This window comes from Koromonas humicola, from assembly GCF_059726255.1.
In genome coordinates this window covers 3,116,484-3,142,419 of the sequence record NZ_AP040873.1, presented here as the reverse complement: position 1 = coordinate 3,142,419, position 25,936 = coordinate 3,116,484, and the positions used below count along the sequence as shown (strand labels likewise).

General features: G+C 57.1%; 23 protein-coding genes. 9 read left to right on the top strand and 14 right to left on the bottom strand.

Annotated elements, in window-relative coordinates; translation table 11 throughout:
• Positions 1-27 precede the first annotated feature (27 nt).
• Positions 28-1,680, bottom strand: a complete 1,653-nt coding sequence (gene choxAB, locus AC6IZD_RS13590) for a cholesterol oxidase (protein ID WP_497783857.1) — start codon at positions 1,678-1,680, stop codon at positions 28-30.
• 295 nt (positions 1,681-1,975) lie between these two features.
• On the opposite strand from choxAB, the gene AC6IZD_RS13585 reads away from it, so the two are divergent.
• A complete protein-coding gene (locus tag AC6IZD_RS13585) occupies positions 1,976-4,219 on the top strand; it encodes a TonB-dependent receptor (RefSeq protein ID WP_497783856.1) in 2,244 nt (747 codons plus the stop codon).
• Between the two features lie 54 nt (positions 4,220-4,273).
• Here AC6IZD_RS13585 and AC6IZD_RS13580 read toward each other — a convergent pair whose 3' ends face one another.
• The 4 genes from AC6IZD_RS13580 to AC6IZD_RS13565 form a co-directional block, all read right to left on the bottom strand.
• A complete protein-coding gene (locus AC6IZD_RS13580; RefSeq protein ID WP_497783855.1) occupies positions 4,274-4,909 on the bottom strand; it encodes a superoxide dismutase in 636 nt (211 codons plus the stop codon).
• Between the two features lie 345 nt (positions 4,910-5,254).
• Positions 5,255-5,437 carry a hypothetical protein gene (locus AC6IZD_RS13575; RefSeq protein WP_497783854.1) on the bottom strand — a complete coding sequence of 61 codons (183 nt, stop codon included), beginning with the start codon at positions 5,435-5,437 and terminating at the stop codon, positions 5,255-5,257.
• Positions 5,434-5,841 (bottom strand): DUF6677 family protein, encoded by a 408-nt coding sequence (locus AC6IZD_RS13570; protein WP_497783853.1) that lies wholly within the window; start codon positions 5,839-5,841, stop codon positions 5,434-5,436. Before AC6IZD_RS13570 ends, AC6IZD_RS13575 begins: the two co-directional genes overlap by 4 nt.
• A gap of 69 nt (positions 5,842-5,910) precedes the next feature.
• The gene (locus AC6IZD_RS13565) at positions 5,911-7,074 is read right to left on the bottom strand and encodes a M24 family metallopeptidase (protein WP_497783852.1); all 1,164 of its coding nucleotides are present in this window, start codon (positions 7,072-7,074) and stop codon (positions 5,911-5,913) included.
• Positions 7,075-7,210: 136 nt separating this feature from the next.
• Here AC6IZD_RS13565 and AC6IZD_RS13560 point away from each other — a divergent pair, with 136 nt between their 5' ends.
• Positions 7,211-7,591 carry a hypothetical protein gene (locus AC6IZD_RS13560; RefSeq protein WP_497783851.1) on the top strand — a complete coding sequence of 127 codons (381 nt, stop codon included), beginning with the start codon at positions 7,211-7,213 and terminating at the stop codon, positions 7,589-7,591.
• 193 nt (positions 7,592-7,784) lie between these two features.
• Here AC6IZD_RS13560 and AC6IZD_RS13555 read toward each other — a convergent pair whose 3' ends face one another.
• Entirely contained in the window at positions 7,785-9,824 is a 2,040-nt protein-coding gene (locus AC6IZD_RS13555) for an OPT family oligopeptide transporter (RefSeq protein WP_497783850.1), read from the bottom strand.
• Between the two features lie 346 nt (positions 9,825-10,170).
• On the opposite strand from AC6IZD_RS13555, the gene AC6IZD_RS13550 reads away from it, so the two are divergent.
• Positions 10,171-10,818: a dihydrofolate reductase family protein gene (locus AC6IZD_RS13550; protein WP_497783849.1), complete on the top strand. Its 648-nt coding sequence runs from the start codon at positions 10,171-10,173 to the stop codon at positions 10,816-10,818.
• A 68-nt stretch (positions 10,819-10,886) separates the two neighbouring features.
• Here the strand turns inward: AC6IZD_RS13550 and AC6IZD_RS13545 are convergent, their stop codons facing one another.
• The 3 genes from AC6IZD_RS13545 to AC6IZD_RS13535 all read right to left on the bottom strand — a co-directional run bounded on the left by AC6IZD_RS13545 (position 10,887) and on the right by AC6IZD_RS13535 (position 14,122).
• Positions 10,887-11,498, bottom strand: a complete 612-nt coding sequence (locus AC6IZD_RS13545; RefSeq protein WP_497783848.1) for an MSCRAMM family protein — start codon at positions 11,496-11,498, stop codon at positions 10,887-10,889.
• A 328-nt stretch (positions 11,499-11,826) separates the two neighbouring features.
• Positions 11,827-13,659: a phosphoenolpyruvate carboxykinase (GTP) gene (locus AC6IZD_RS13540; RefSeq protein ID WP_497783847.1), complete on the bottom strand. Its 1,833-nt coding sequence runs from the start codon at positions 13,657-13,659 to the stop codon at positions 11,827-11,829.
• A gap of 109 nt (positions 13,660-13,768) precedes the next feature.
• A complete protein-coding gene (locus AC6IZD_RS13535) occupies positions 13,769-14,122 on the bottom strand; it encodes a hypothetical protein (RefSeq protein ID WP_497783846.1) in 354 nt (117 codons plus the stop codon).
• 170 nt (positions 14,123-14,292) lie between these two features.
• Between AC6IZD_RS13535 and pgeF the strand changes: the two genes are divergently transcribed.
• Positions 14,293-15,285, top strand: coding sequence for a peptidoglycan editing factor PgeF (pgeF, locus tag AC6IZD_RS13530; protein WP_497783845.1), 993 nt, complete (start codon positions 14,293-14,295; stop codon positions 15,283-15,285).
• 64 nt (positions 15,286-15,349) lie between these two features.
• Here pgeF and AC6IZD_RS13525 read toward each other — a convergent pair whose 3' ends face one another.
• Positions 15,350-17,836: a multicopper oxidase domain-containing protein gene (locus tag AC6IZD_RS13525; RefSeq protein WP_497783844.1), complete on the bottom strand. Its 2,487-nt coding sequence runs from the start codon at positions 17,834-17,836 to the stop codon at positions 15,350-15,352.
• A gap of 79 nt (positions 17,837-17,915) precedes the next feature.
• Between AC6IZD_RS13525 and AC6IZD_RS13520 the strand changes: the two genes are divergently transcribed.
• Complete coding sequence (locus AC6IZD_RS13520) at positions 17,916-18,380, top strand: hypothetical protein (protein ID WP_497783843.1); 465 nt, start codon at positions 17,916-17,918, stop codon at positions 18,378-18,380.
• 172 nt (positions 18,381-18,552) lie between these two features.
• Here AC6IZD_RS13520 and AC6IZD_RS13515 read toward each other — a convergent pair whose 3' ends face one another.
• The 4 genes from AC6IZD_RS13515 to AC6IZD_RS13500 all read right to left on the bottom strand — a co-directional run bounded on the left by AC6IZD_RS13515 (position 18,553) and on the right by AC6IZD_RS13500 (position 21,786).
• On the bottom strand, positions 18,553-19,821 hold the full coding sequence (locus AC6IZD_RS13515) for a Glu/Leu/Phe/Val family dehydrogenase (RefSeq protein ID WP_497783842.1): 1,269 nt from the start codon (positions 19,819-19,821) through the stop codon (positions 18,553-18,555).
• Between the two features lie 227 nt (positions 19,822-20,048).
• Positions 20,049-20,639, bottom strand: a complete 591-nt coding sequence (locus AC6IZD_RS13510; RefSeq protein ID WP_497783841.1) for a Spy/CpxP family protein refolding chaperone — start codon at positions 20,637-20,639, stop codon at positions 20,049-20,051.
• On the bottom strand, positions 20,636-21,223 hold the full coding sequence (locus AC6IZD_RS13505; RefSeq protein WP_497783840.1) for a hypothetical protein: 588 nt from the start codon (positions 21,221-21,223) through the stop codon (positions 20,636-20,638). The genes AC6IZD_RS13510 and AC6IZD_RS13505 overlap by 4 nt, the downstream gene beginning before the upstream one ends.
• Positions 21,220-21,786: an RNA polymerase sigma factor gene (locus tag AC6IZD_RS13500; RefSeq protein WP_497783839.1), complete on the bottom strand. Its 567-nt coding sequence runs from the start codon at positions 21,784-21,786 to the stop codon at positions 21,220-21,222. The genes AC6IZD_RS13505 and AC6IZD_RS13500 overlap by 4 nt, the downstream gene beginning before the upstream one ends.
• 547 nt (positions 21,787-22,333) lie before the next feature.
• On the opposite strand from AC6IZD_RS13500, the gene AC6IZD_RS13495 reads away from it, so the two are divergent.
• The 4 genes from AC6IZD_RS13495 (at position 22,334) to AC6IZD_RS13480 (ending at position 25,926) form a co-directional block, all read left to right on the top strand.
• Positions 22,334-23,224: a ComF family protein gene (locus tag AC6IZD_RS13495; protein WP_497783838.1), complete on the top strand. Its 891-nt coding sequence runs from the start codon at positions 22,334-22,336 to the stop codon at positions 23,222-23,224.
• Entirely contained in the window at positions 23,193-23,762 is a 570-nt protein-coding gene (locus AC6IZD_RS13490) for an HNH endonuclease (protein ID WP_497783837.1), read from the top strand. The genes AC6IZD_RS13495 and AC6IZD_RS13490 overlap by 32 nt, the downstream gene beginning before the upstream one ends.
• 203 nt (positions 23,763-23,965) lie before the next feature.
• Entirely contained in the window at positions 23,966-24,985 is a 1,020-nt protein-coding gene (locus AC6IZD_RS13485) for a hypothetical protein (RefSeq protein WP_497783836.1), read from the top strand.
• 365 nt (positions 24,986-25,350) lie between these two features.
• Positions 25,351-25,926 (top strand): response regulator, encoded by a 576-nt coding sequence (locus AC6IZD_RS13480; protein ID WP_497783835.1) that lies wholly within the window; start codon positions 25,351-25,353, stop codon positions 25,924-25,926.
• Positions 25,927-25,936: the final 10 nt, after the last annotated feature.

Sequence of the window (25,936 nt, the reverse complement as noted above, 5' to 3'; positions counted from 1 at the left end):
GGGCGTTGCTTCGCGAAATCGTGCTCTTCACATAACGACGGAGGCGGAGGCGCTGGAGTTTTCGGCTTCGGTGCGAGATGGTATGTAGCTCATCGCACGTTCGGCAAGAGCAGTGATGGTGAGGCTTGGATTCACTCCGAGATTAGCCGAGACCACAGAGCCGTCGCAGACGTACATGTTTTCATAGCCAAATACGCGGTGCTGTGCGTCGATTACGCCTTCGGAGGCAGATCGTCCCATCACGCATCCTCCGAGGCAGTGCGCAGTGCCGGGAACGTCGAAGAGAATCTCGGGAAGCATGCTCATTGCTGTGCCTCCGGCCATGCGTGCAAATTTCTGGGCGAACTCGTTGGCACGTGGGATGTAGGTGGGAACGCGCTCTCCTTTGCTGACGAGGAACTTACGGAAGGGCCAGAACCATGGACGCTCGAAGTGCATATCAATGTGCGCGTCGATGGTTTGCATGCAGAGAAGGATGATGCATTCACGCGCCCATCCGAAGGGCTGGAGAAGGCGGATGGTCTTTACGGGATGGCTCAGGAGGGAGGAGGCGATGTTCTTCATCCAGAGCAGGATGCGGCCGGAACCGGGGCTTCCCCCCGTGAGTATGGTCGAGAGGAAGGACATGGCATCGGCGCCGCTCGGGTAGCGCACGGCCTCGATGTGCGTGTGTTCGTCGATGTACACGCCCGAGCCGATGGCTACACCCTTGGAAAGATCGTCGCTACAGCCGGGGATGCGAACTCCGATGAGCGATTCGGAGTTGGTGCGAATGTGTTTACCCAATTGCTGGCTGATGAGTGGCAGGGATCGATTTTCGCGGAGGCTGAAGAGAAGTTCAGTTGTGCCGAGCGAGGATGCAGCGAAAACTACTCCACGGCAAGTGAAACGCTGTGGGTGCTTGCGGAGGAAAGCTAGCGAGTCGATGGTGTGGACTTCGTAGCCAGCGCTGCCGTTTATGTCGAGTGGGCGAACATCGACCACTTTGGTTTCGGCGATGATGCGCGCGCCACGTTTCTCTGCGAGGTAGAGATAGTTCTGGTCGAGTGTGTTCTTTGCGCCGAAACGGCAACCCATCATGCATCCGCCACAGCCGTTGCAGGTAATGCGGTCAGGACCTTCGCCACCAAAGTAGGGATCGGGAATGTGCTTGGCGCGGGGCTGTCCTTCGGGGCTTTGCAGGATACCGACTTTGGTCCGGTAAAACGTCGCGCCTACGCCATATTCATTGGCGGCCTTGCGCAAAAGGTGATCGGCGGGGCCGAGAATATTGTTTTCGGATACGCCAAGCATTCGCGAAGCGGTGTCGTAGTGCGCAGGCATTTCAGATTTCCAGTTGGAGAGCCCGGCCCACGAACCCATGTCCCAGACTTTTTCGGGCGGCTCCAGGAGCGTGCTGGCGTAGGTGATGGAGCCGCCACCAACGGCGCATCCGTGGAGGATCGTGACGTGCTTGAAGAAGCGCATGTTGAAGAATCCGCGCAACGCAAGATTGGGACGAAAGAACCAGCGGCTGAGAGACCAGTTGGTGCGTGGCAGATTTTCAGGCGTCCAGCGGCGCCCCATTTCGATGACCGCGACGCGGTATCCCTTTTCGGTGAGGCGGAGCGCGGAGACGCTGCCTCCGAATCCGGAACCAATGACGATGTAGTCGAAATCGTATTCGCGGCTGCTGTTCATGTCAGAGGGTGAGATGTATGGAGAGGACGGAGTGGCTACAAAAAAGTAAGAGCGGGGTGAGAGAGGTTCGAATGAGGGGTGAGATGGCGCGGGATTTTCAGGGAGCAAAACGAGGATGCTTGGGAAAGGTTGAGCGCAGGTAGGGCGGAGTGTAAACAGTCCCAGAGTTGGAAAATCGCCAACTCTGGGCCACCTGATTCGCGTTTGTAGTTTTGAATACGCAACAGGCAGGGCAAACGGGGTTCAGCAGCTTGCATCCAGTTTTGTCAGGGAACTTTCTCCCACTACGGGTTCGATGCGAAGACGAATTCATTGCACATTGCTGATGTTGGTGTTGTTGGCTGTGGCTGCCCAGGCGCAAGAGCGTGAGGTCGAGGGCGTGGTCATCGAACCGACGGGAGACGTGGTGGTGGGCGCGACGGTGCGCGATGGGGCAGGACACGTTGTGCGCAGTGATGGGCAGGGACGATTTCGTCTGGCACGCGGGGATGGCGAGTTGACGGTGAGTGCTCCGGGATTTTCGGCAGAGCGCGTGGCGATCACAGGAGCAGCACTGCGGATTCGGATGGAGATTGCAAGGCCGGAAGAGTTAGTCAGCGTGAGCGCGGAGAGTGAGACGCTAGCTCCAGCAACTACAACCTTCAATGCACGCACGCTGCGGCAGACTCCTGCGTTCTCGCTGGATGAAGCACTGCGTGGGGCGCCGGGATTTTCGCTGTTTCGAAGAGCGCCATCATGGACAGCCAATCCAACGACACAGGGAGTTTCTCTACAGGGCACGGGATCGAGTGCTGCAAGCCGCGCGCTGGTTGTGGAGGATGGAATTCCGCTGAATGATCCATTTGGCGGATGGGTGTATTGGCAACGCGTTCCTGTGACGGCTCCGGAGAGAGTGGAACTACAAACGGGAGGCGGAAGCGGGCTGTATGGCAGTGATGCGATTGGTGGTGCGATCAGCATTATCACGCCGCATCCAGTTGCGAACGCAGACGCAATGCATGAGGCCGTTGATCTCTCGTGGGGGAATTTGAATACGCCGAGTGGATCGGCATCGGTGGTGGGGGCGCGTGGAAAGTGGGCGGGATCGGCCCAGGTGTTTGGGGCTTCAACCAATGGATACGTCCCTGTGCCGTTGCGGCTGCGCGGCGCGGCGGACTGGTATGCGAGTTCGACAAATGTGGGCACTGTGCTGAGGGTGGATCGAAAACTTAGCTCGGAGGCGGCTTGGTTTGTGGGCGGCTCGATGTATGGCGAGTCGCGACAGAACGGAACGCATTTACAGACGAACGGAGCCACGCTGCGCGAACTTCGCTCGGGTATGGATACAAACAGCGCAGAGTGGGGATCGTTTGCAGTGCGCGCGTTTGGCGGGACGGAAACGCTGCGGCAGACATTTACCTCGATCAGCGCGGATCGAAATAGGGAGTCGCTGACGCGAAATCAGGGAATACCCGCTGAGCAGGTGGGCGGAAGTTTGCTGTGGTCGCGTCAGGTAAGAACGCGGCAGTTGTTGGTGGCGGGATTCGATGCGAGACACGTCGAGGGCGAGAGTGATGAATTCGCGTATCAGGCGGGAGTGGCCACATCGTATCTTCGCAGTGGCGGAGTGCAACTGCGGTATGGAGCGTTTATTGAAGATCGTGTGCGCGTTTCCCGACGATTGATGGTGACGGCATCGGCGAGGGTGGATAACTGGTCGGATCAGAATGCGCGGTCCATCGTGACCCCTCTGGGAACGCAGACGACGGCGGTCAAAACAGCGTTGCCTTCACGCAGTGCGGTGGTGTTTGATCCGCGCATCGCCGTGTCATACGCGATGAATGCGCGATGGACGTTTTCGGCTTCTGCGGCAAGAGCCTTTCGCGCACCGACACTGAATGAGCTGTATCGGGCGTTCAGGGTAGGCAATGTATCGACACTTGCAAATGCATCACTGAGGGATGAGCGCTCAACGGTGGTGCAGGGTTCGGTGCTGTTCGCGCCGAACTCTATGACGTCGTTTCGGGCAACGGGATTCTGGAACGGAATTAATGATCCTGTCGCGAATGTAACGATCGCATCAACGCCAACGCTGATTACACGGCAGAGGCAGAACCTTGGGAGCCTGCGCGCGACAGGAATGGAAGCAGCGGCAAGCGTGCGGATTCGGCAACTTCAGATTGACGCGGCTTACCAGTATTCGCACTCGACGGTGACAAGCTTCTCGGCAGATCCGAAGCTGGTTGGGTTGTGGATTCCACAGGTGCCGAGGCATTCATCTACGCTGCGAGTGGCGTATCTCAGGAAAGCATGGGCCGTGGTGCTTGATGGACGATATTTCGGACGGCAGTTTGACGACGACCGCAATCTGTTTCCGTTGAACAGCGCATTCGTGATGAATGCAGCGATTTGGAGAACGCTGCCGAAGGGATTCAGTGCCTATATCGCCGCTGATAATCTGCTTGATCGCAGGTATGCCGTGGCACGCACGCCGACGCTTTCAACAGCACCTCCGACGCTGGCACGAGTGGGTGTGCGCTGGCATTCAAAGGAGCGATGAATGAAAAACCCCGTCGCGGGACGGGGCTTGGGGATGATCGACATGTGTGTCGATTTACTTCTTCAGGGCAGCTTCATAGCGCTTGTTTACCTCGGCCCAGTTGACGACGTTCCACCAGGCTTTCAGGTATTCGGCGCGACGGTTCTGATACTTCAGATAGTAGGCGTGCTCCCAGACATCGTTGCCCATGATGGGGGAGAGATCCTGGGATAGCGGGCTGTCCTGATTGGGCGTGGAGAGCACCTGGAGCCCGCTGGAACCGAGGGCAAGCCACGTCCAGCCACTACCGAACTGCTTCACTCCGGCATCGTTGAGCTTTTCTTGGAACTGAGCAAAGTCGCCAAACGTTTGTTTGATGGCATCGGCGATGGGACCAGTGGGGGCGCCTCCGGCGTTTGGGCCCATGATGGCCCAGAACATGCTGTGATTGGCGTGTCCGCCGACATTGTTGCGCACGGCAGTGCGGACGGCCTCGGGAACGGAGCTAAGGTTCTTCAGGATCTCTTCGGCAGACTTGCCTTTTAACTCTGGCGCCTTCTCAATGGCGGCATTGGCGTTGTCGACATAGGTCTGATGGTGCTTGTCGTGATGCAGGTGCATGGTCTGCGCGTCAATGTAGGGTTCGAGCGCTTCGTAGGCATGTGTGAGGGCGGGAACTTCGAATGCCAGCGCTTTAACTTCGGTTGCCATCTATTAAATCCTCCACCGTGATGGATGAGATTGCGGGGGCGGGGGTTTCAAAAGGTATGAACCTTGGAGAGAGCTGGTTCAGAACGGGACGTAATGCGCTCAGGAAAACACCTTTTGAGAAGCAAAAGCAAAAGCGCCAACCCCAACCGGAGTTGGAGGTAGATGGCCCCGGGCGGAGGAGGAGACTGGAGCGGCGGCTGGGGCCCTTCGCGTTGCTCAGGGTGACACGTCTAGAAACAAAAACAAGAGCAAAGGAAAAGGCAGGAGCAAAGGCAACGACCCCACCCTAAACTCGAAAAGACGAGTTTAGGATGGTGCACCCTGGTGATTCTGCTTGGAGGAAAGTTAGCGCTTGAGGAACCACATGACCCAGCTGGCGACGAGAACTCCGCCGATGAACCAAGCGAAGCAGTAGAGGCCATAGCGGATCATTTGGCGCGTATCATCGCGCTGGGTGATTCCAAAGACGGTGGAGGCGCAGATAGAGAAGATGAGCGCGGCTGTGAAGTGAGAGAAGTTGAGCGTCATTGTTTCTTCCCAATCGCGATGTGGTGAGCGTCGATGGCGGCGATCACGTTGAGCAGTCCGGCACAGACCACGAACTTGGTTCCATAATCAGCGGTGGCGCGGAAAATGGCTCCAGCGCCCCAGTCCATCGAGCGGGCGATGAAATAGAGCAGGCCGTTGCCGAAATCGCCGATGAAGCCGAGCATGTCGAGCAGGTCTCCAAGGTTGAAGCCGTACACCTTGCCCTGCATGCCGAGTCCGCTGAAGAACATGATGGTGACGCTGAAGAAGATGAGCACGCCGCGGATCCAGCGCTTCTGGATGATATGTCCGGCGCCGGGGATGAGCCATCCGGCGAGCGGCGCGATGAGGTGCATCATGCCGGTTTGCGGTGACGCGTTTGCGATTGTTTTTTCGTTTGCCATTAAATCGATTCCAACACACGTGTTCCCGAACTATTACAGCGGCGGCGGAAACACCTTCCGCGATTTCGGTTAAATAATAACTAGTTCTTCCTGCTGCTTGCCGGTGACCTGGGCGGCGCCGTTATGCACGAGGACGTCCACTTCACTGCGCACGCCGAACTCTGGCAGATAAATTCCCGGCTCTACTGAGAATAACGTATTCGACAGAATCTGTCGGGTATCGCGGGTCTCCAGGTTGTCCATGTTGGCGCCGTTGCCATGAACACTGGTGCCGATGGAGTGTCCGGTGCGATGAACAAACCAGTCGCCGTATCCGGCTTTGTCGATGACGGAGCGGGTGGCTTCGTCCACCTGCCAGCCCTCGATGCGGGAGTCCGAGGCGAAGGCGTCGACCACTCTTTGTGCTCCGGCTTTGCGGGCGTCGCGCACGATGCGGAAGACTTCCTGATGCTTGCGCAAGGGTTCGCCGATGACGCCGGTCCAGGTGATGTCGTAATAGATGGCGCTGGGTGTGTTCTTCTTGGCCCACATGTCGAGCAGAACGAGGTCGCCTTTGTGGATGGAGCGGTGGACTTCGGCGGTGGGTTCGTAGTGGGGATTTCCCGCGTTTTCATTGACTCCAACGATGGGCAGGTCGTCGGTGACGAGGTTTTCGCGCTGGAAGGCTTCGCCGATCCACTGGCGCACGCCCCATTCGTCCCAACCGCTGCCGTGGCGTACACGCTGTCCGATTTCGTGGAAGGTGGCGGCCATGATCTTGTCTATTGAATCGCGGGCAGCGAAGTGCGAGGCAATCTGCTCTTCGGTGAGTGTGGCTTCAAAGCGAGAGACGAGATCGGCGGATGATCCGATTTCTACGCCGAAGCTGCGGACGAGTTCGATCATGCCTCCATCGACCAGCGAGACATACATTATGTCGTTGTTGGGCGAATACTGCATCGCAACGCGCTTGTATGGTTTGAGGATCGCGGCAAGCTTCTCGTGCAGTTCGCGCCATGCGCCGTAGTGCTGTTGCTGGCCGGGGAGAGATTCGAGGTGGCGCGGTTCGACGCGATGATTCAGCTTGATGGGCTCACCGTGGGCGGGGATGAGGTAGAACCATCGCCGGGTGACGTGAAGCGCGGGGAGTCCGAGGATGGAGTAGGCGATTTCGTCACGATGGTGGTGGTCGTAGAAGAGCCAGGCATCGAAGTTCTGTTCTTGCAGGGCTTGCTGAATCGCGTGCAGATCCATAGGAGTATTGTAACGCGCACTGTGTGATACGCAGGGAAGAGCAAGCAGGTTCAAACCCGGGGTATGCGAAAGAGTTTCTTCGCAAATAAGAAATATACTTTCGCAACTTTGGAGAGGTGGCGACGTTTATAGCTGCATGAAACGTACACTGCTTTACTCGATAGCAACCCTGGCCCTTGGCGGAATGCTAGCCGTCCCGGGCTACGCTCAGAATCCCAACACCATCGGCGCAGGTCCCGGCAAGGTCGATCCGGGGCATCCGCGAGTGAATGAAGTCAATAGGCGCGAACAGAACCAGCAGAATCGCATTGCGAACGGGGTTAGAAGCGGACAACTGACACCGAAGGAGGCCGCGAAGTTGGAAAAGCAGCAACAGCACATTGTTCGCGAGGAAAAGCGCGACATGGCGAAGAATGGTGGCCATCTGACGAAAGCGGAGCAGGCGAAGCTAAATCGGGAACAGAACAGGGCGAGCCGGAATATATATAGGAAAAAGCACAATGCGGCGGTGAGATAGAAGGTGTAGGTTTCGCGAAGTTTGGCCAAGGTTGGAGAGGTTTCGCGAGGTCGAATGATCAGAGGTTCCAAGGTTAGAAGGGCAAAAGCAACCGCCCCACTCAACGAACTGAACGTTCACTGGGGCACCCGAAACGTAAAGGCCCGTCGATAGGAGGATCGGCGGGCCTTTACGTTTCGGGTGCTAGTTTCGGTTACATGATGGCGGTCGGCGGCGCGGGTTCGTCGGGATGTCCGGCATTGCGCAGGGGAACCTGAACCATGAGGATGGCGAGGAATGCGAGCGCGATGAGACCGCTCAGGATGTGCGGGTGAGCAAAGACCACCGGGAGATCCCAGTGGATCTTGCCGCTGGCCTTGAGGCCTTTGACGGCCGCCACGCATAGGCCGCAGAGAGCTTCACCGGCGATGAGGCCGCTGGCGGTAAGGACTCCGGCGTTGTCGATGCGGGCTTTCTGCGCGTCGTTGAAAACGCCCTTGTCGCGCATCATGTCGGTGACCCAGCGAATGACGCCGCCGACGAAGATGGCGAACGTGGTTTCGAGCGGCAGGTACATGCCGACGGAGAAGAGCATGGGGCTCTTGACCTCGACCATGATGAGGGCGAATCCCATGAGGATTCCGACGATGACCAGAGGCCATGCCATATTGCCGCCGACGATGCCCTGCGCGAGCGAAGCCATGAGTCCAGCCTGCGGGGCGGGGAGTTCCTTGCTGCCGAAGTGATAGGCCTGGTCGAGAATCATGAGCACAGGGAAGAGTGCCATGGAGCTGACGACAACGCCCATAAGATCGCCGAGCTGCATCTTGGAGGGCGTGCCTCCGAGGATGTGTCCGACCTTGAGGTCCTGAAGCATTTCTCCGGCGACGGCCGAGGAGACGCAGATGACGGCAGCGACGCCTAGAACGGCGACGACTCCGGCTGTTCCCTTGACGCCGATGGCGATCATGAGCAGCGCGGCGATGACCAAGGTGCAGAGGGTCAGTCCGCTGACCGGGTTGTTGGACGAGCCGATCATGCCGACGAGGTTTCCGGAGACCGCGGCGAAGAAGAAGCCGAGGATGATCATGACGACCGCGGCAACGGCGGCTCCGACGATGACCTTCGTAAAGAAGAAGTAGAGAGCCAGCATGGCGCAGAAGACGATGCCCAGTCCGAGGAAGACGATCTTAGCATTGAGGTCCTTCTCATAACGGAGGGAGGACTGTTTGGCCTGACCGGTCTTCTTGAGGTCGCTGACGGCGCGCTGGATGCCGATTCCGAGAGATTTGCGCATCCGGAAGAGCGTGAAGCCCGCGCCGACAAGCATTCCGCCGACGGCGATGGGGCGGACGATCGAGAACCAGACGCCATTGGAGATGGCTGTCCAATCAACGGTCGTTCCGGCGGCAGCGGCGCTCGCAGAAATCTGCGGTCCGAGGAAGTAGGTGAGGAGCGGAACCATGAGCCCCCAGGCGAGGAGGCCGCCAGCGAAGTTTAGGGCAGCGAGGCGGGGTCCGATGATGTATCCGACGCCGAGGTAGGCGGGGCTGACGGCAGGGGCGCTAAATGTTGTCGCGCCGCCGGTGGCGACGACGGGAGCAGCAGTGCCGCGTCCGAGTTTGAGTCCGAAGGAGAGAGCAGGAATCTTGACCAGCACTTCTTTGCTGGCGTTGAAGATGTTGACGGCTCCGGCGAAGAAGATGGCGGCACCGACGCCCATGTTGGCGAAGAGGATCTTTGCAGCGCGCGAGCCCTGCTGTCCGGCTTTATGGATTTCGGAGGCGGCCACGGATTCAGGGAAGGGGAGCTCGGGATCCTCGACCATGACGCGGCGAAGCAGGGTGACGAAGAGGATGCCGAGGGTTCCGCCAACCATCATGAGAGCCGCGCCCTGCCAAAAGTTGGCGGCGCCGAGGGCGGGCCACATCTGACTGATGACAAAGGCCGGGATGGTGAACGTCGCACCGGCGGCGACGGATTCACCGATGGAGCCGATGGTGCGGGCCATGTTTTCTTCGAGTAGGCTGCCCTTGACCAGCTTCAGCAAAGCCATGCCAATGACCGCGGCCGGATACGTTGCGGCAATTGTCATGCCGGCGCGCAGTCCGAGGTACATGTTGGCTGCGCCGAGAACCACCGTCATAATGAGGCCCAGAAGTACGGCTCGAAGGGTGAATTCGGGCATTTGGCGGTCAGCTGGTACGTAAGGTCGGAACGCGGGGGCTTGGGGTCGGACGGTTTGTGAGCTCATTCAGGATCCTCAAAGGCGCGCGATTGCTTAAGAAACACGATGGCGCAAGGTAGCACGCGTGCTTTATGCATTACAAGGTATTAGAGATACTCTGCCACCATGATAAACAGAGCGGAGGAGTTGGTGGGGATTTTGTGAGTAGCGGGGAAGAGCAAAAGCAAAGCAGACGTTTAGAGGGCAGGAAGGCGTAGAGACATGCTCACGTGATGGTGGGTTTGGGAGTGAGCTGGCGATTTTGCGACAGGTAGGCTGGTCCGGCGTCATGAGGCGGCATCTTAGGCGAAGATGTGAGTGCGTAAAAAGACTCTAGATCGGCATCACAAGAATCGCGGAGGAAAGAACACAGATGTCAAAAGTTCGTGTAGCGGGATTTGCGGTTTCGCTCGATGGGTACGGCGCTGGGGTTGAGCAGAGCGAGAGCGATCCGCTGGGGAAGCGTGGCCCCGAGCTCTTTCAGTGGTTCTTTCATACGCGGAGCTTCCGCTCAATGCAGGGGAAAGAGGGCGGATCGGCCGACGACATCGACGATGAATTTGCCCATCGGGCGATGGACAACTTCGGGGCCTTCATCCTCGGTCGGAACATGTTTGGCCCCGTGCGCGGCCCATGGCTGGATGACTCATGGAAAGGCTGGTGGGGCGACAATCCGCCTTATCATGCGCCAACCTTCGTTCTGACACATTACCAGCGTGAGCCTCTGGTGATGGAAGGCGGGACAACATTCTACTTTGTGACCGGCGGAATCGAGGAAGCGCTCGAGCGCGCGAAGCAAGCTGCAGGCCCGAAAGACGTCAAGATAGGAGGAGGCGTCTCGACAGTGAGGCAGTATCTCAAGGCCGGACTGATCGACTCCCTGCATCTCGCGTCGGTGCCTGTTTTGCTCGGTCAAGGGGAACCATTGTTTGAGGGGCTGGATCTGCGCGCGCTTGGTTTTTCCGTAACCAATCGAGAAGCTTCGGAATACGCGACTCATCTCACGCTGGAAAAGGTTTAGAGTCGGAAGCAATCTTTTTGGATATCGAGGGTGGGCCACCGGCGTGGGCGAGCAATAACGCGACCCAGCTAGTTGTTTTCCAGCTCCAGATCTGTTGCCGGGTTTCGGCAGTCGCCGTAAGGAGCTGCTCTCCGCTTCACGGTTAGCTGCTTAGCCTTCGCTTCTGGTGATACGGTGATAACAAAGGTGGAATCGATGTAACGCGTTCCGTCCTTAGCGGTGCCAGGGGCCACCTGAAGGACGTACGTGCCCGGTGGCGTATCTTTGAAGTCGAAGCTTCCGCCCGGCCCCGACACTGCCGTCACAGAAGTGCCGGCAGGATTCCGAAGCTTCAGCCTGGCGCCAGCGATGCCCGCGAGGGTTTCTGAATTGACTAACTTGCCCGCAACCTGTTTTGTTGTCGGAGCTCCAGCACCCCATTCGTATTTGAATTCTCTCTTCGTGTTCTTGCTCGGCTTTTCAGGCACGCGAATGCATTGCAATGATTCGTGTCCGAGGTAAGAAATCGTGATCCAGTAATCGCCCGGATCGACCTTCCTCGTTCGTATGCTCCCATCCGTTGAGGTTTCACCTGAGAAGGCCGTTAAAGTCTCCCCTTTGGATTCAGTCGTCACCTCAACAATCACGCCGCTTAATGGCTTGCCTTCGTTTGTAGCAGTGACTACAAATTCACGTTCCACTTCAATTCGCCCGCTCTTGCAATTTGTTTCCGGACAGGCCTGTGCTTCCGATAACGATAGTGAGAGAAATGCAGCGAAGATCGATAACAGTACGAAACTTTTCATAATCATCAGATGGTCTTCTCTGTTTTACCCATTGTTTGTAACCGCAACGATATCAACAAGAGTTCAAGAAACCAACAGATACCTGTCGCAAAACCGGGTAAGTCCATCTATCACAAATTGGGTGCAACTCGCTTTCTTTCGGGCGGAGTGGTCAAGGCCGGGTGCAAAAAGAAGCATGCCGCTGGTTTGAGGCCAGCGGCATGCTTTCGTGCGTTGCTGTTCGTTAGAGGCGACAGATGAGGAGTTCGCGTTCGTAGACCATCTCGGGCGGCAGGTGGTCGTGCAGGTTGATGAACAGCTCTTCGTGTCCAATCACCTCGCGCTTCCACATTTCGCGATCAACGGTCTGGAGCTGCTCGAAGGTCTCCTTGGGGAAGTCGAACCCTTTCCACTCGATGTCCTCGTAGCGCGGAACCCAGCCAATCGGGGTTTCCTTGCCGAGCGACTTGCCGTGGACGCGGTCGATGATCCACTTGAGGACGCGCATGTTTTCGCTGTAGCCGGGCCACAGGAAACGGCCGTCTTCGCCTTTGCGGAACCAATTCACGTGGAAGATGCGCGGCGTAACAGCCAGATTGCGGCCCATCTTGATCCAGTGACGGAAGTAGTCTCCCATATGGTATCCGCAGAAGGGCAGCATCGCCATCGGATCGCGCCGCACTTTGCCAATAGTGCCGGCAGCGGCTGCGGTCATTTCAGAACCCATGGTGGCTCCGGTGTAAACGCCTGCGCTCCAGTTGAATGCCTGGTAAACAAGAGGCATGGTCGTGGGGCGCCGTCCGCCGAAGATGAATGCCGAAATCGGCACGCCGTTCGGATTTTCCCAGTCGGGGTCGATGGTCGGGCACTGCTTCGCAGGCGCGGTGAAGCGGGCATTCGGATGCGCGGCGGGCTTGCCGGTTTCCTTGCCAATCTGCGGTGTCCAGCGATTCCCCTGCCAATCGGTGCACTCGGCTGGCGGCTCGCTCATACCTTCCCACCACACGCCACCCTCAGAAGTGAGTGCGACGTTGGTGAAGATGGTGTTCTTCGCCAAGGCGGCCATGGCGTTGGGATTCGTCTTCAATGAAGTGCCAGGAGCGACGCCGAAGAATCCTGCTTCCGGATTGATGGCGCGAAGCTGACCGTTGGCATCGGGGCGAATCCAGGCGATATCGTCGCCGACGGTGCGAATCTTCCAGCCCTCAAAGCCGTCGGGCGGAATCAGCATGGCGAAGTTCGTTTTGCCGCAGGCGCTCGGGAAAGCAGCAGCGACGTAGGTCTTTTCGCCTTCGGGGTTCTCGACTCCGAGGATGAGCATGTGCTCGGCCATCCAGCCTTCATCGCGGGCCATGGTGGAGGCGATGCGCAGGGCAAAGCACTTCTTGCCGAGCAGCGCGTTGCCGCCGTAACCGGAACCGAACGACCAGATCTCGCGCGCTTCAGGGAAGTGGACGATGTACTTTTCTTTGTTGCAGGGCCACGCAACGTCCTTCTCTCCAGCGGCGAGCGGCTTGCCGACGCTATGGACACAGGGGACGACACGCTTTTCGTCCTTGTCGATCTCTTTGAAGACCGGCAGGCCGATGCGAGTCATGATGCGCATGTTGACGACTACGTAAGGCGAGTCGGTGAGCTCAACCCCGAGCTGCGACATGGGTGAACCGACAGGACCCATGCTGAACGGCAGAACATACATGGTGCGGCCTGCCATGCAGCCATCGAAGAGGCCCTTGAGCTTCTTGCGCATGACAAACGGATCTTCCCAGTTGTTGGTGGGGCCAGCATTGTCCTTCGACTGCGAGCAAATGAAGGTGCGATCTTCGACACGGGCCACATCGCTTGCATCAGAACGCGCGTAAAAGCAGCCGGGCCAGAGCTTTTCGTTGAGTTTGGTAAAAGTGCCATTGGCGACAAGTTGCGCGCACAGCTCGTCATTCTCTTCCTGCGATCCGTCAACCCAGTGGATGGCAGCGGGTTTGGTCAATTCCGCGATCTTCTCAACCCATCTGAGCAAATGTTTGTTCTTGCTCAGGGGCACGGAATGTTTTCCGGTTGACTGTGTGGCTGTTGACATAAAGGTCTCCTATAAATGCTGAATGACTGGGTACAAGTAAAAATGTCTGGCAACGTACTTCAGCGCGGAACTTCGTCGTACAACACACGGCAGATGATCAGAAGCGCTACTAACTGGCGATTACTTTCGCCTCCTTCAAAACCGCGTCCAAATGTTCGAGCGTTTCGGTAGTGGAGAGGGTGTAAAGATCGCGCCCGCTCTCCTCGCCATTTTCTAAAATCGTTCTAAGATAATGTCCTGCGATTTCAACTGCGAGTGGATCGGTGATGACGTGTCCTGTTCGCTTATTGTGCTCAGCCCAAGCGGGATGCGCGAGAGCGATCCACACGGGGCGGCCGTTAACGAGGAACTTCACATCGACAGCATCAGCGTGGCGCGTTGCAATCGCCATCATGATGCACTGGTAAATACAGTGGACCGAGCTGCCGGTCCAACGCTCGACGGTAGTGAAATCTTCGTACATGTTTAAAACTCTAATCCCACAAAGAGGAACCCTGCAAACGGACCGGGGCGGTCCGCTAAGGATTTTGTAGGGTACCTCAAAAAATGTGAAATGGCATTGCAAATCGGTCCAGAGACACCGGATTTTGCGCACAGAGTTAAGGTGGTAGCATCGGCTACAATCGAGACTACATGACAATTCAGAAGAAAACTGTTTCCAGGGGCCGGACGGCTTCTGCGCTGAAGACTCAGCGCGCCAAGCGCGACCGCGAACGCTCAAGCCCACGTCCAGTGAAAGCTCCGACGGTCAAGGTGCTCACGTCCGAGAAGCTGGCCGAGATTCCATGGTTGGTGCACGGATTCAGCACGCGGCAGGGCGGCGTAACGAAAGAGTATGGCGAAAAGCAGCTTAATCTGGGCTTTACCGAGGAAGATACGCGGGAGAACGTTCTGCGAAATCGCGAGCGGTTACTGCGCAAGCTGAAGGCGCGCAAAGAGGATGGCGAGCTTTGGCCACTGGTGCTACTGAACCAGGTACATTCTGCCGCTATTCACCGCGTCTACGGCGCGAGGGGACCCGAGTGGGCCAGGCTGCGGAAGAACAATGTCGTGGAGACAGCCGGCGACGGTTTGATCACGGATAGCACAGGAGTGCTAGTGGGTGTTAAGGTCGCGGACTGTTTTCCGGTGATCGTGGCTGACAAGAAGCGCAAAGCTGTTGGCGTGTTCCATGCGGGATGGCGCGGGACGGTGCAGCGCATTGTGGAGAAGGGCGTCGGCGAGATGCGTCGTCAGCTTGGATCGAAGCCGGAGAACCTGGTCGCGGCTATCGGGCCGGGAATTGGCGCGTGCTGCTATGAAATTGGCGAAGAGGTGGAGGCTCGGTTCGATTCACAATTCGCGTACTCGAAGGAACTGTTCGAGGATGTGTTCGATAGCTGGAGCTTGAAGACGAAGTATCCGATGTTGTTTTTGAATCAGAGAGCTCCGGGGCACGGCGAACCTGCGATGTCGCGGCATTTGGATCTGGTAAAGGCGAACTGGTGTCAACTGCTGGACGCGGGAGTGCCGGAAGAGAATATTCAGTCAATGAATCTGTGCACGTCGTGCAGGACTGATCTGTTCTTCTCGTACCGGAAGGATCGGGTGACGGGACGGATGCTGGCCGTGGTTGGAATCAGGTAACGATTCTAAGTTCTACAGGAAAGCCCCACGTGGATGCGCGTGGGGCTTTGTGTTTGCGTAGTTGCTACTGAACTCTGACTACAACTTGAATTTGGTTGGTGATCATGGAAGCTCCGGTGCCGGAGGTGCCGGTAACTGTGGCCATGTAGCTTCCGGCGGGAGTCGGCGTGACTGGGACGGGTTTCGAACTACTGCCTGATCCGCAGGAGGATGCCAGAAGTATGAGTCCGAGCGAAGAAATGAGCAGTGCGATCCATTGGCGGCGTCGTGATCTATTCAACGGCATTAACCAGACGAATCCGAGAGGAAGCGCGAACGCGGCGAGTAAGGGGCCGTGGCTGTGATGTTGCGCAGTGGTGGGTTTAGGCGCGGTAGTTGCCACGATGAGCGTCGCGCTGCCTTGTCCGGCAACGGTGGACGGCGAAAAGGAGCAGGTTGCGCCGGTCATGGTCGCCGGGAGCGTGCAGGCAAGCGAAACCTGATCGGTGAAGCCTCCGGTGGGCGTGACAGTGATTGCTGTTGACGAGGAGTTTCCGGCGGCAACAATAATCCCACTCGCCGAAGCAAGACTGAAATTTCGTTCGGGGACCTTGATCGTGATGGGGACGGATTGTGAGGCGTTGTAGTTTGCGTCGCCTTGGTAGATTCCGGTGAAAGTGTGAGTGCCGGTGGATGTGATGTTGGTCGAGAGAACGGCTTGTCCGTTGGTGACCCCCACATCCCACAGCGCGCTCTGATTGTTCATCAAAAAGCGCATGGTTCCCGCAGGCGCAGCCGATCCCGTGCTCGCAGGAGTGATGGTTCCGGTGATTTGGACCATTGAGTTGAGTCCGACATTCTGGATGGAAGATGTAAGTGCAGAATTGGTGCTGATGCCAGCAGGCAGGACCTGAATCAGGCCCATCATGCCGCCGTCTTCGTGTTCGAGGATGTGGCAGTGGTATGGGAAAGTTCCGACGATGTTGCTGTCTCGGAAATCCATGCGGAGCTTAACGCTGGGGTAGTTGCCGGTACCGTTCCAGTGAGGGATATTGACGGTGTCGCGAATGGCGGGATCGTTTACCGCTTGGCCATCGACTTCGAGGACTTGGAAGTGAATCTGGTGGATGTGGAAGACGTGGTCTTCAGCGGCGGCGTTTTGAATCGTCCAGTCTTCGACGGTGCCCTGGTGGACAACGATGTTGGGCGATTGGTTCATATCGAAAACTTGCGGATACTGTCCGGCGACTGTGAGGTAGAACTCGGCTTCGCCATCACCTTCCAGGGCGTTTTCGGAGAAGTAGAGGCTTCGCTCGACGACAGGAGTGGCTTCGGCGAGAGCTGCGAAGCGCTTCGCGATTTTTCCATTAGTCTCAGACTGCGCGGCGGGAAGCTTGGCGAGTGCTGGTGCGCTGGATAAAGCCTTGATGTCGGCAATCTTACGCGCTGGATCGCGATCGCCATCCGGGCCGGTGTCCCAGTCCTGCGTGATGAGCTGTGCCGTGTCGTTGACAGATGGCGTGGTCAGGACGAATTCAACACGACTGCCGGGTGGCAGGAAGATGCTGGTTTCGGTCATGGGACTTCCGCTGACGGGCACGCCGTCGATGGCATAGACCTGCACGGGAATCGGAGATCCGTTGATGACAATCTGGAGATCGTAGATGAGGTCGGCTGCCTGATTGGCCACGCGCCAGAACTCCTGCTGAGAAGGTTGCGTCTGGATGATCGCTGGAGTGTAGTTCGGATACTGCACAGGGACGTAGTTGAGCGAGAGGTCCCAGGCAGGCATATCGGGATCGTCCGGATTTACCCCTGCGTCGGGTATGAGTTGATCGCGCAGGATGAGTGTGCGTTCGGGAAGTGACGCGAGCGCGGGAACCGAATTCTGAATGCCTTCCACGATGATCGCTCCGGTGGCTCCGCCTTGGGTTTGTGCTTCGCTGAAGCCGTGCGGGTGTGGATGGTACCAGTAGAGGCCAGAGGGTTCGTTGGCAGGAATATCGAGCGTGTAGTCGAAGGTCTGTCCAGGTTGGAGCAACGTGTGGATGACCTCGTCCTGATGGCATCCGGGTGAGACGTTCATGCCATGGAAGTGCAGGTTGGTGGAGGACGATGACATGGTCATGGCGTTGCATGGATCGTCGGTTGTGGCGAGGACGGCCTGCATGCCCGCCATGGAAGACATCGAGTCGGAGGTGGGCAACTCGTTGGAGAAATGAATGATGAGTTTGTCGCCGGGATTCACGCGAAGGGTCGGCGACTCGTGTCCATCATCGGTGATGTAGCAGTAGCGCGTGAGGCCCGCGTCATCTACCGCGGTGCGGAAGTGAAGGTTGAGTTCGAGGACTCCGTTGGTGCTGCGAAGCTCGGAAGGCGGTGTGATGGCTGAGCCTAAAGATGGACGAGGGCAAACGGTATCGGCCGAAGTGGCGGCGTTTGCAGAAATCGTGAAGAGAGCCAACAACAGGACGACAAGTGCGGAGCGGTGAGCGGGCGCAAGGCTTCCGTGGCGCAGGTTGACCATGTCATGAGGGATGCAGGTTCTCAGGCCGTCGTTACGCTTCGACACCAAAGTTAACAAATCTATTACTCACGATTTTGAAGCGCGAATATACTCGGCGGAATGATTCAGCACTGAAAGGCGACATATGCGGAAGACGGTGTATTTCATTTGTCTTTGTGCTGTTGTGTGGAGCGCAGTTGCGGCGTTTGGGCAGGAATCGGTAGCGGGTCGAAAGCGTATGCATGATGAAGTGCCGTACGTCATTCTGACGGGCTTGCAGTCGTATAAGGACCATGGTCCGGATGAGGCCGTGCGTTCGTGGATCAAAAACGGTCCGCTGGAAGGTAGCCGCGAGGTGATGACACAGGCGAATAATCTGCGGCAGGTGCAAGAGTTGTACGGCTTGTATCGCGGATTCGAACCGGTGACCACAATTGATTTGTCATCGAGAACGCGGATTATCTATTTGATTCTGGATTTCGATCGGGGACCGCTATTCGCGAGATTCGTTGTGTACAGGACGGAACAGGGGTGGGTTGTCGTGAGCTTCGATTTCAATACGAAGGAGACGCAGATCTTTCCAAGTGAGGTGCTTGCTGCAGAGAAGTGATGGCGAGGTTAGGGAGATTGAGAGTCTCGTGACCTGGGGCGGCTGTGGAGGGATGGGAGCGAAGTAGGGATCCTTCGCTTCGCTCAGGATGACACCCTAAAGCAAAGGCAAAGGCCATACAGCCACCTGTGCCAGATGAGGCAGAAGTGGCTGTATGGCCTTGATGCAAATGCTAGGCGTAGATGCCGCGAGTTTTGATGATAGACGCGACGCGGTCGATGGCCAGCATATAGGCTGCGATGCGATTGTTCACATCGTGTGTTTCAGAGTAGCGCACGACATCGTGGAACGCCGTCGTCATGATGTGTTCAAGCTCTGAGTTGACGAAGTCTTCCTTCCAGAAGTATCCCTGACGGTCCTGCACCCACTCGAAATAAGACGTGGTGACGCCGCCGGCGTTGGCGAGGATGTCAGGAATGATAAAGACACCTTTCTCCTGTAGGATTTCGTCGGCTGCGGCGGTCGTAGGACCGTTGGCGCCTTCGGCGATGATCTTGGCCTTGATCTTACCGGCGTTGTGCGTGGTGATCACGTTCTCGATTGCAGCGGGCACGAGCACTTCGCATTCTGAGACGAGAAGTTCGCGAGGATCGGCGGGTTCGGCTCCGGGGAACCCGAGGATAGTGCCATTGGCAGTCTTGTACGCAAATAGTTCGCGGACATTGATGCCCTTTGGGTTGAACAGTCCACAGTTCCATTCGGCGATGCCCACGATCGGGTATCCCTGCTCGTGTAGCAGAAGGGCTGCATGGGAACCAACATTGCCGAAGCCCTGCACGACGACTCGTGTGTTCCATGGGAGCATGCCGAGTTTCTTCACCGCTTGATTCGTGACGAGCATTACGCCACGTCCGGTAGCTTCGCGGCGTCCGCGCGAGCCTCCGATCTCTATGGGTTTGCCGGTGACGACGGCCGTTACGGTCTGTCGCATGTGCATGGAATATGTGTCCATCATCCAGGCCATCGTCTGTTCGTTGGTGTTGATGTCGGGGGCGGGGACGTCTTTCTCGGGGCCGAGGACTTCGATTAGTTCAGCAGTGAAGCGACGGGTGAGGCGTTCGAGTTCGCCTCGGGACATCGTTTTGGGATCGCAAATGATGCCGCCTTTGGCCCCGCCAAATGGGATGTTCACGACGGCGCATTTCCAGGTCATCCAAGCAGCCAGGGCGCGGACCTCATCGAGATTGACTTCGGGCGCGTAACGGATGCCACCCTTGGCAGGACCACGTGCCATAGAGTGCTGTACGCGGTATCCGGTGAACAACTCGATCCGGCCATCATCCATTTGAACCGGGATGTGGACGGTGATTTCGCGAGATGGTTGGCTGAGAATTTTCCAGAGGCTGGGGTCGAGGTTGAGTTTTCGGGCAGCGAGTTCAAAACGTGCGGCTTGGGCTTCCCAAGGATTTGTTTCCATGTGCGGATCAATTGCGGTTGGCATACACTCCCCTGATTCTACGACTTGACTTCGGATGGCGATGGAAGAAAGCAGGGTTTTCCCTATCCTCGCTCCGAAGGCAAACCCGATAGTATATGCAGCTACGCGAGGAAGTAGCAAGGACGGACCAAGTTTGCCGAAGCGCAGAGGATATTGGGGTGCGTGGTTGTGAGGATTAACAACCTGCGGTGATCTGGAGGTATCACCGCAGGTTGGGCAGGTAGACAGGTCTAACGATCGCCGTCTGGCGCGGCCTGCTTATCACCAGGAGTTGCGGACGGTGGCAGCGCGCCTTCCGGACCGCGCGAGCCTGGCGCTAATCGACCTTGCGGGCCCATTGTTGGTGGTGGGAAGTGTTCACGATGTGGACGCTGAGTGCGCAGCTTCTTCCACTGCTCAGGAGTCAACACTCTGCGAATGGCAAACGCCATCTGCGCGTTTGCCTTTTCGAGCGCGGCACGTGCTTCGGTGATGCGGTCGATTGAGCCCATGACGGCATTCTCGTCCGGATTATCAGCTTCAAGGAGAGGTTCGAGCTTTATCTCTTCCTCTTGCAAGCTGGCGTGAATGTGCACGAGCTTAATGCGATTGTCCTGGAAGATCTGCTCGATCTTCTGAACCTGGCTATCGTTGAGGCCGACATTCTTGACGACCTCAGCATCCTTCCACCAGCGGCCCGGGGGTAGCATGCCATGCATTTCGCCGTGCATCGGAGGCCCAAACCCTGGACCGCCGGGGCCACCTTGAGGTCCGGGATGTGACGGCTGGGCCAGGGCGACGCCGCAGAGTAACAAAGACGTAACTAGCAGCTTTCGAATCACTTGCTTTCTCCTTCAAAATCGGAAACCGTTCCGGTCGTGCCTGTGTTCAGACGAGCCGCGGCTATTTCGTTACGGGCCGTGGTGATTGCGCTGACCGGAGCAAGAGCCTCGGGAATCTCTCGGCTGAGATCTTTGTTGATCTCCTCAAGCAACTGGTCATCGCTGATTTGTGCGGCACGCTGTGTGGACGCAACAGTCGCAGGTACAGATTGCGACGGAGTTGGTTGCGGCACAGTGCGAGGAACTAAAGGCGCGCTGGCGGGCGGCTGGAATGCTATCGCGGGGGGGCGCGAACGTAGCATCCAAGCCGTTGGTGCCGCCAGCGCTAGCGCCAAAATTCCGGCGCTTGCCCAGCGCAATCGATGCAGCGCCAGGACTCTTCTTGGAGCGAAGTTGGGAACCATGTGCGCAGTTTCTGCCTGCGCGGCCTGATGGCGGACAGCGAAGGCGTATCGCGAGACACCGTCGCGCAAGGCTGTGGCTTCAGCGCGACACTCATCGCAAAGGTGGAGGTGCGACTCGGTTTCGTGATCGGCTTCCCCCGCCAGCCATTGCGCCAATTGTTCATCGCTGAGATGGTTCATTTCTTTTTCCTTTGCTGTCGCAAGGCTTGTACGGCCCGTGACAGATGTGACTTTACGGTTCCAATCTCGACACCCATTGCGTCGGCGACTTCCTCGATGGAAAGCTCTTCGATAAAGCGCAGATGAAATGCTGTCTGCTGCTGTGCGGAGAGCGTTTTCACCGCGGCCATCGTGCGTTGCAACTCTTCACGCGCAATCAACGTGCGGTCGGCCCGAGGCGTGGCGTCAATGGCGTTTTCAGTCGCCAGTTCCGCCTCTTTCTCGTTGGTGCCGAGCATGCGACGCCAGAAGCTCTGGCGGCGATTGCGCTGATAGTCGCGCGCGAGGTTCACGGCAATGCGAATGAGCCATGTGCTGACACTCGATTCGCCACGAAAATCGGCACGGGCACGATAAGCCTTGAGAAAACAGTCCTGCGTGAGCGTGGCCGCAGCTTCGTCATCGCGCAGTTCACACCAGAGCAGGCGATAAATACGTGCCTGGTGCTCGCGCACAATGTCATCGAATTCAGCGGCGGTCCATCCCGCTTGGGTCATCACCGGAACTATACAAGTCTCAGCCATTGCCGTTCATTTCATTGGACGGAAGGGCCGAAATCAGGTTTACGGCAGGGTGAGTTTATGAACAACATTTCTCGTGCTCGGGGCAGGAGAAGGGGACGGTGCAAGTACCCGGGGCGGGGGAGAAGTGCCAACGGTGGCTGGGGTCCTTCGCCTGCGGCTCAGGATGACTCGGAAGGCAAAAGCAACGGCAGAGGTGGGGCAACGGCTGCTACAACAATGGCAGCATTATGGCGATTGAAGAATTGGTCGCGGCGTGGCTGTTGGGTTCTGGGCAGGACTCAAAGTGGTATACTCGTGCGTATTGAAGCTTGAGTTCGTCTATATACCTCGTAAACGCTTCTGATGTTTTCAAAGGAGGCCGGTCTTCAGCAGTAGCTGGGACATAATACCGAAGGCAAAACCGCTGGCTCCTCGAATTGTGGGAGATGCGGTCAAAAGCCTTCTTGCGGCCTTGTTCCCCTCCGATTGCCGGATCTGCCAATCATCCCTGTTCTCTGTTTCACGTCTTCCGGTCTGCCCTTCCTGTATTGAATCCGTCCAAGCGATTGTGCTTCCGCGATGCAATGTTTGCGGCAACGTGCTGGCTGCGACGGATGCGGCCTTTGGCGATGCCTGCTGTCCGGAATGCGCTTCCGACAGTCCATTGTTTGCGCGAGCAGTTAACTATGGCGCTTACACGGGCGTGCTGCGGCAGTTGGTGCATTTGCTGAAGTATGAGCGGGTACGTCCTGTGGCGAATGTGTTAGGGAAGTTTGTGGCGGAAGCTTGTCTGCAACTTGAAGGCGACATCGATGTGCCGGAACTGTTGATGATTCCAGTGCCGGCGCACAAGGTGAGAATGCGCGCGAGGGGATTCAACCAAGCCGAACTGATCGCGCGGGCCGCGCATCGCGGCATTGAGCAGGCAATAGGACGAAAGGTGACCCTAGATGTTACGTCGCTGCTGAGGGTGCGATTCGTGGAATCGCAGGTGGCATTGACCGCCGAACAGCGAAAGCAGCAGATCCGAGGCGCGTTCAAAGTGACATCGCGCGATCGGGTGAAGGGTCGAGAGATTCTGCTAGTCGACGATGTGCTTACGACTGGAGCAACAGCCTCAGAGTGCGCACGCGAACTGCGACATGCAGGCGCAGCGCGCGTGTGGGTTGTGACTCCGGCGCGAGCGCTTGGCCGGTCAGAGCAGAGTGCGCTGGAGAGATCCAGCGCTGTTTTGTTGGAAGCCGAATCAGATTTGAATAGTTCGTCTTTCCGTCCAATTCCGACGGGTCCATCCGTAGCGGGGCCGTCTGCATTGGGCACGGCGCCGGGAACCCTCCTCCAGCGTCGTGGCATCCAATTGTCTTTTGGAGAGCAACCAGTTGGCTGGCACGCTACACGTGTGCAGCCTGACTTGGGGATTAACGCCAATGGAGAGTCACAGAGCAATCCGTTCGCATAATGATCTCGCCGAGCGTGGATATACGGCGATGCACGCTCCCGTGCTAGTACTAAATGCTTCCTACGAACCAATCAATGTGTGTGCGGCCCGGCGCGCCATCGTTCTTGTGCTGAAAGGTGTAGCCGCGACCGAGGAAATCAACGGACATTTTCTGCATTCTGCCAGAGTCGCCATGCGCGTGCCGTCGGTTATTCGACTGCTTGAATACCGTCGCATTCCGCACCAGACACGAGCACTGTCGCGCAAGAACATTCTGTTGAGAGATCGCAACACGTGCCAATATTGTGGAGTTGTGCTCCCGGCAAGTGAACTGACGCTTGATCACGTGATTCCGCGATCACGAGGTGGACTCTCGACATGGGAGAACCTTGTCGCATGCTGCCACGAGTGCAATCGCAAGAAGGGCAATGCTCTGGCTCATGAATGTGGCATGCGTCCGTTGAAGGAACCGCGTCCGTTTTCATTGCACACGAGCCGTCATCTCATGCGAATGATGGGACGCAGTGATGCGAAGTGGCGCAAGTATCTGTTCTATTAACTCAACAGGGGCCAATCCCCTGGCCCCTGAGTACACGCGAGAACAAATTCGCTTTGAGCCGCCATTTACAAGGCTAAGCTGCTTTTGTCCGCAATCTCACCTTAGTACCTTCAGCTCTGCACAGGCATTCGCATCAAACATATATATCGCTGTTTGAGTCTGTCCGTTTTTCTCGTCGGAAGTGCGAGGCGGTTGGAGAAGCAATGCCAGAAAATGCAATGGAGCAGATTGCGGAATCGTTACGGAGCAGCGCGGCACAGTGGTTTCCTGAATTAGGTGAGCCCCGAGCGGTTCGAGTTGTGGGCCATACGCCAAAATCAGATCACTACATCTACGAACTTGTGATCGATTTCTCCAATGGCAGTGAGCGATTTGCGGCCAAACTCTATCGCGCTGGAAAAAACGGACACGCAGGGGCTCGCGCCCTCGCAGCGGCTGAAACGCAGAATTTACGCTCTGTCCATAGCATTGCAATAGAGAAAAATCTTTCCGGCATTCCCAGACCGATTGGCGACTTCAGCGAGATGGGTGCAGTGGTAAGCCAAAAGCTGGCCGGCATTCCTCTGCAGTCGATCATCATGAAAGCCGCACTATTGCCGGGGTACATGGGCGTAGGCCTTTTGCAGAGCGCATCAACGGCGAGCGGAAAATGGCTACGATCATTCCAGCGAGTGACAGCGAAGCCTCCGAAAGCGCTAGATGGCGATGCGCTGCAACTTGAATTAGAGAAGTTGTGCCATAGCTGCAAGGGGGAGGGCCTTGATGACGCTTCGATCAAGAAGATTCTCTCTGGCACACGAGCCATCCTTGACCGCGCTCGGAAGCCGTTGACGAATTCGACGGTACTGAATGATTTCTCGCCGCTGAACGTTGTAGTGCTTGAGAACGGAGTCGGATTCAGTGACTTCGCCAGGATGGAAGAAGACGGCAGCACGTACACGGACCCAGCAACGTTTCTGGCATGTGTTGAAGCGCTGGAGAAATATCCTTTCTGTAACAGAACAATCACGACCGAGGTGCAGGAGAACTTTCTTGACGCTTACGGAGCAACGGAGCAGGAGCGGGAGATTCTGCGCGTGGTCAAGATCAAAGTTCTGCTTTCGATGTTTGCCGCTGGCCGAACAGTGAAGGAAAGCGCTGTACGCAAGAAGGTGATGTGGGCCAACGTGATGAAGAAGTTCATCCAAACTGCTGCCGATCGCTCTCTGCCCAACGCCGCATAGTTCCTATCCAACCCATCCGCTGTTGACCGAAGTTCATGACGGCCTCGCACGCAAGGTGCGGGGCGTCCTCGCCTCATGTTCGCTCGACATTTTTCAGCAAAGTAAAAACTTTAAAACGTTCATGGGCTGCAGGAATCCGATGCAGGGCAGACGGCGCATCTATCAAAGCCACGATGAAATTGCCCGTTGTTCTATGCATGGAAATTCCCGGTTCAAAGTTTGCAGCGAGCCATGAACTGCTGAGACTAGGCCTGTGCGAAGTAGTTGCCTCTACGAGTCGGGCAAGCGCCGCAGCAGCCCTTAGAGCAGTGCCGAGAATCACGGCTGTAGTGCTGCCGTGTGCTGGGACATCCTCTGAAGAGCAAATGCAAGCGCTCACTATGCTCGAACAGATCAGCCCGGCAATTCACAAGGTGCTTGTCGGGAGTGAAAACCACTGCGAACGACTGAGTTCGTTGAATGTCTCCCGCGTGAATTCGGTCGGCGAACTGGCGAGAGAGATCAAGAAGTTGAGCGTGCAAGAGGAGCAGCCCAAAGCGCATTCGAAGGCGGCGCGGAATTCTGTCCTCATCGTAGAGAAGGACGACTCGGCCAGAGAGAGAATGCAGGCAATGCTGAACAACATGGGGTTTGAAACACTAACGCTCAAGGACGCAAACGAAGCGGTGCATCTGTTTCAGGGCGTGCATGAGTCGGTGGCGATGGTCGTTGCCGACCTCTCAACTTGCGCAGAATCGCTCGGCGCGCTTGAGACTCTTTGCTCCATTGACTCGGATTGCTCAATCGTCGTTTGTACTGAAGGGGAGAACGGTCACTTGAAATCGGCACTTCGACGGAGGGAAATCTCCGCGATAGTGCACAAGCCTTTTGAGCCGCAGGTGATCGATTTTGCGTTGCGAATGATGAAAGGAAAGCTAGAGCGCCACGATGCAGCGCTCTAGCTTTTAGGCA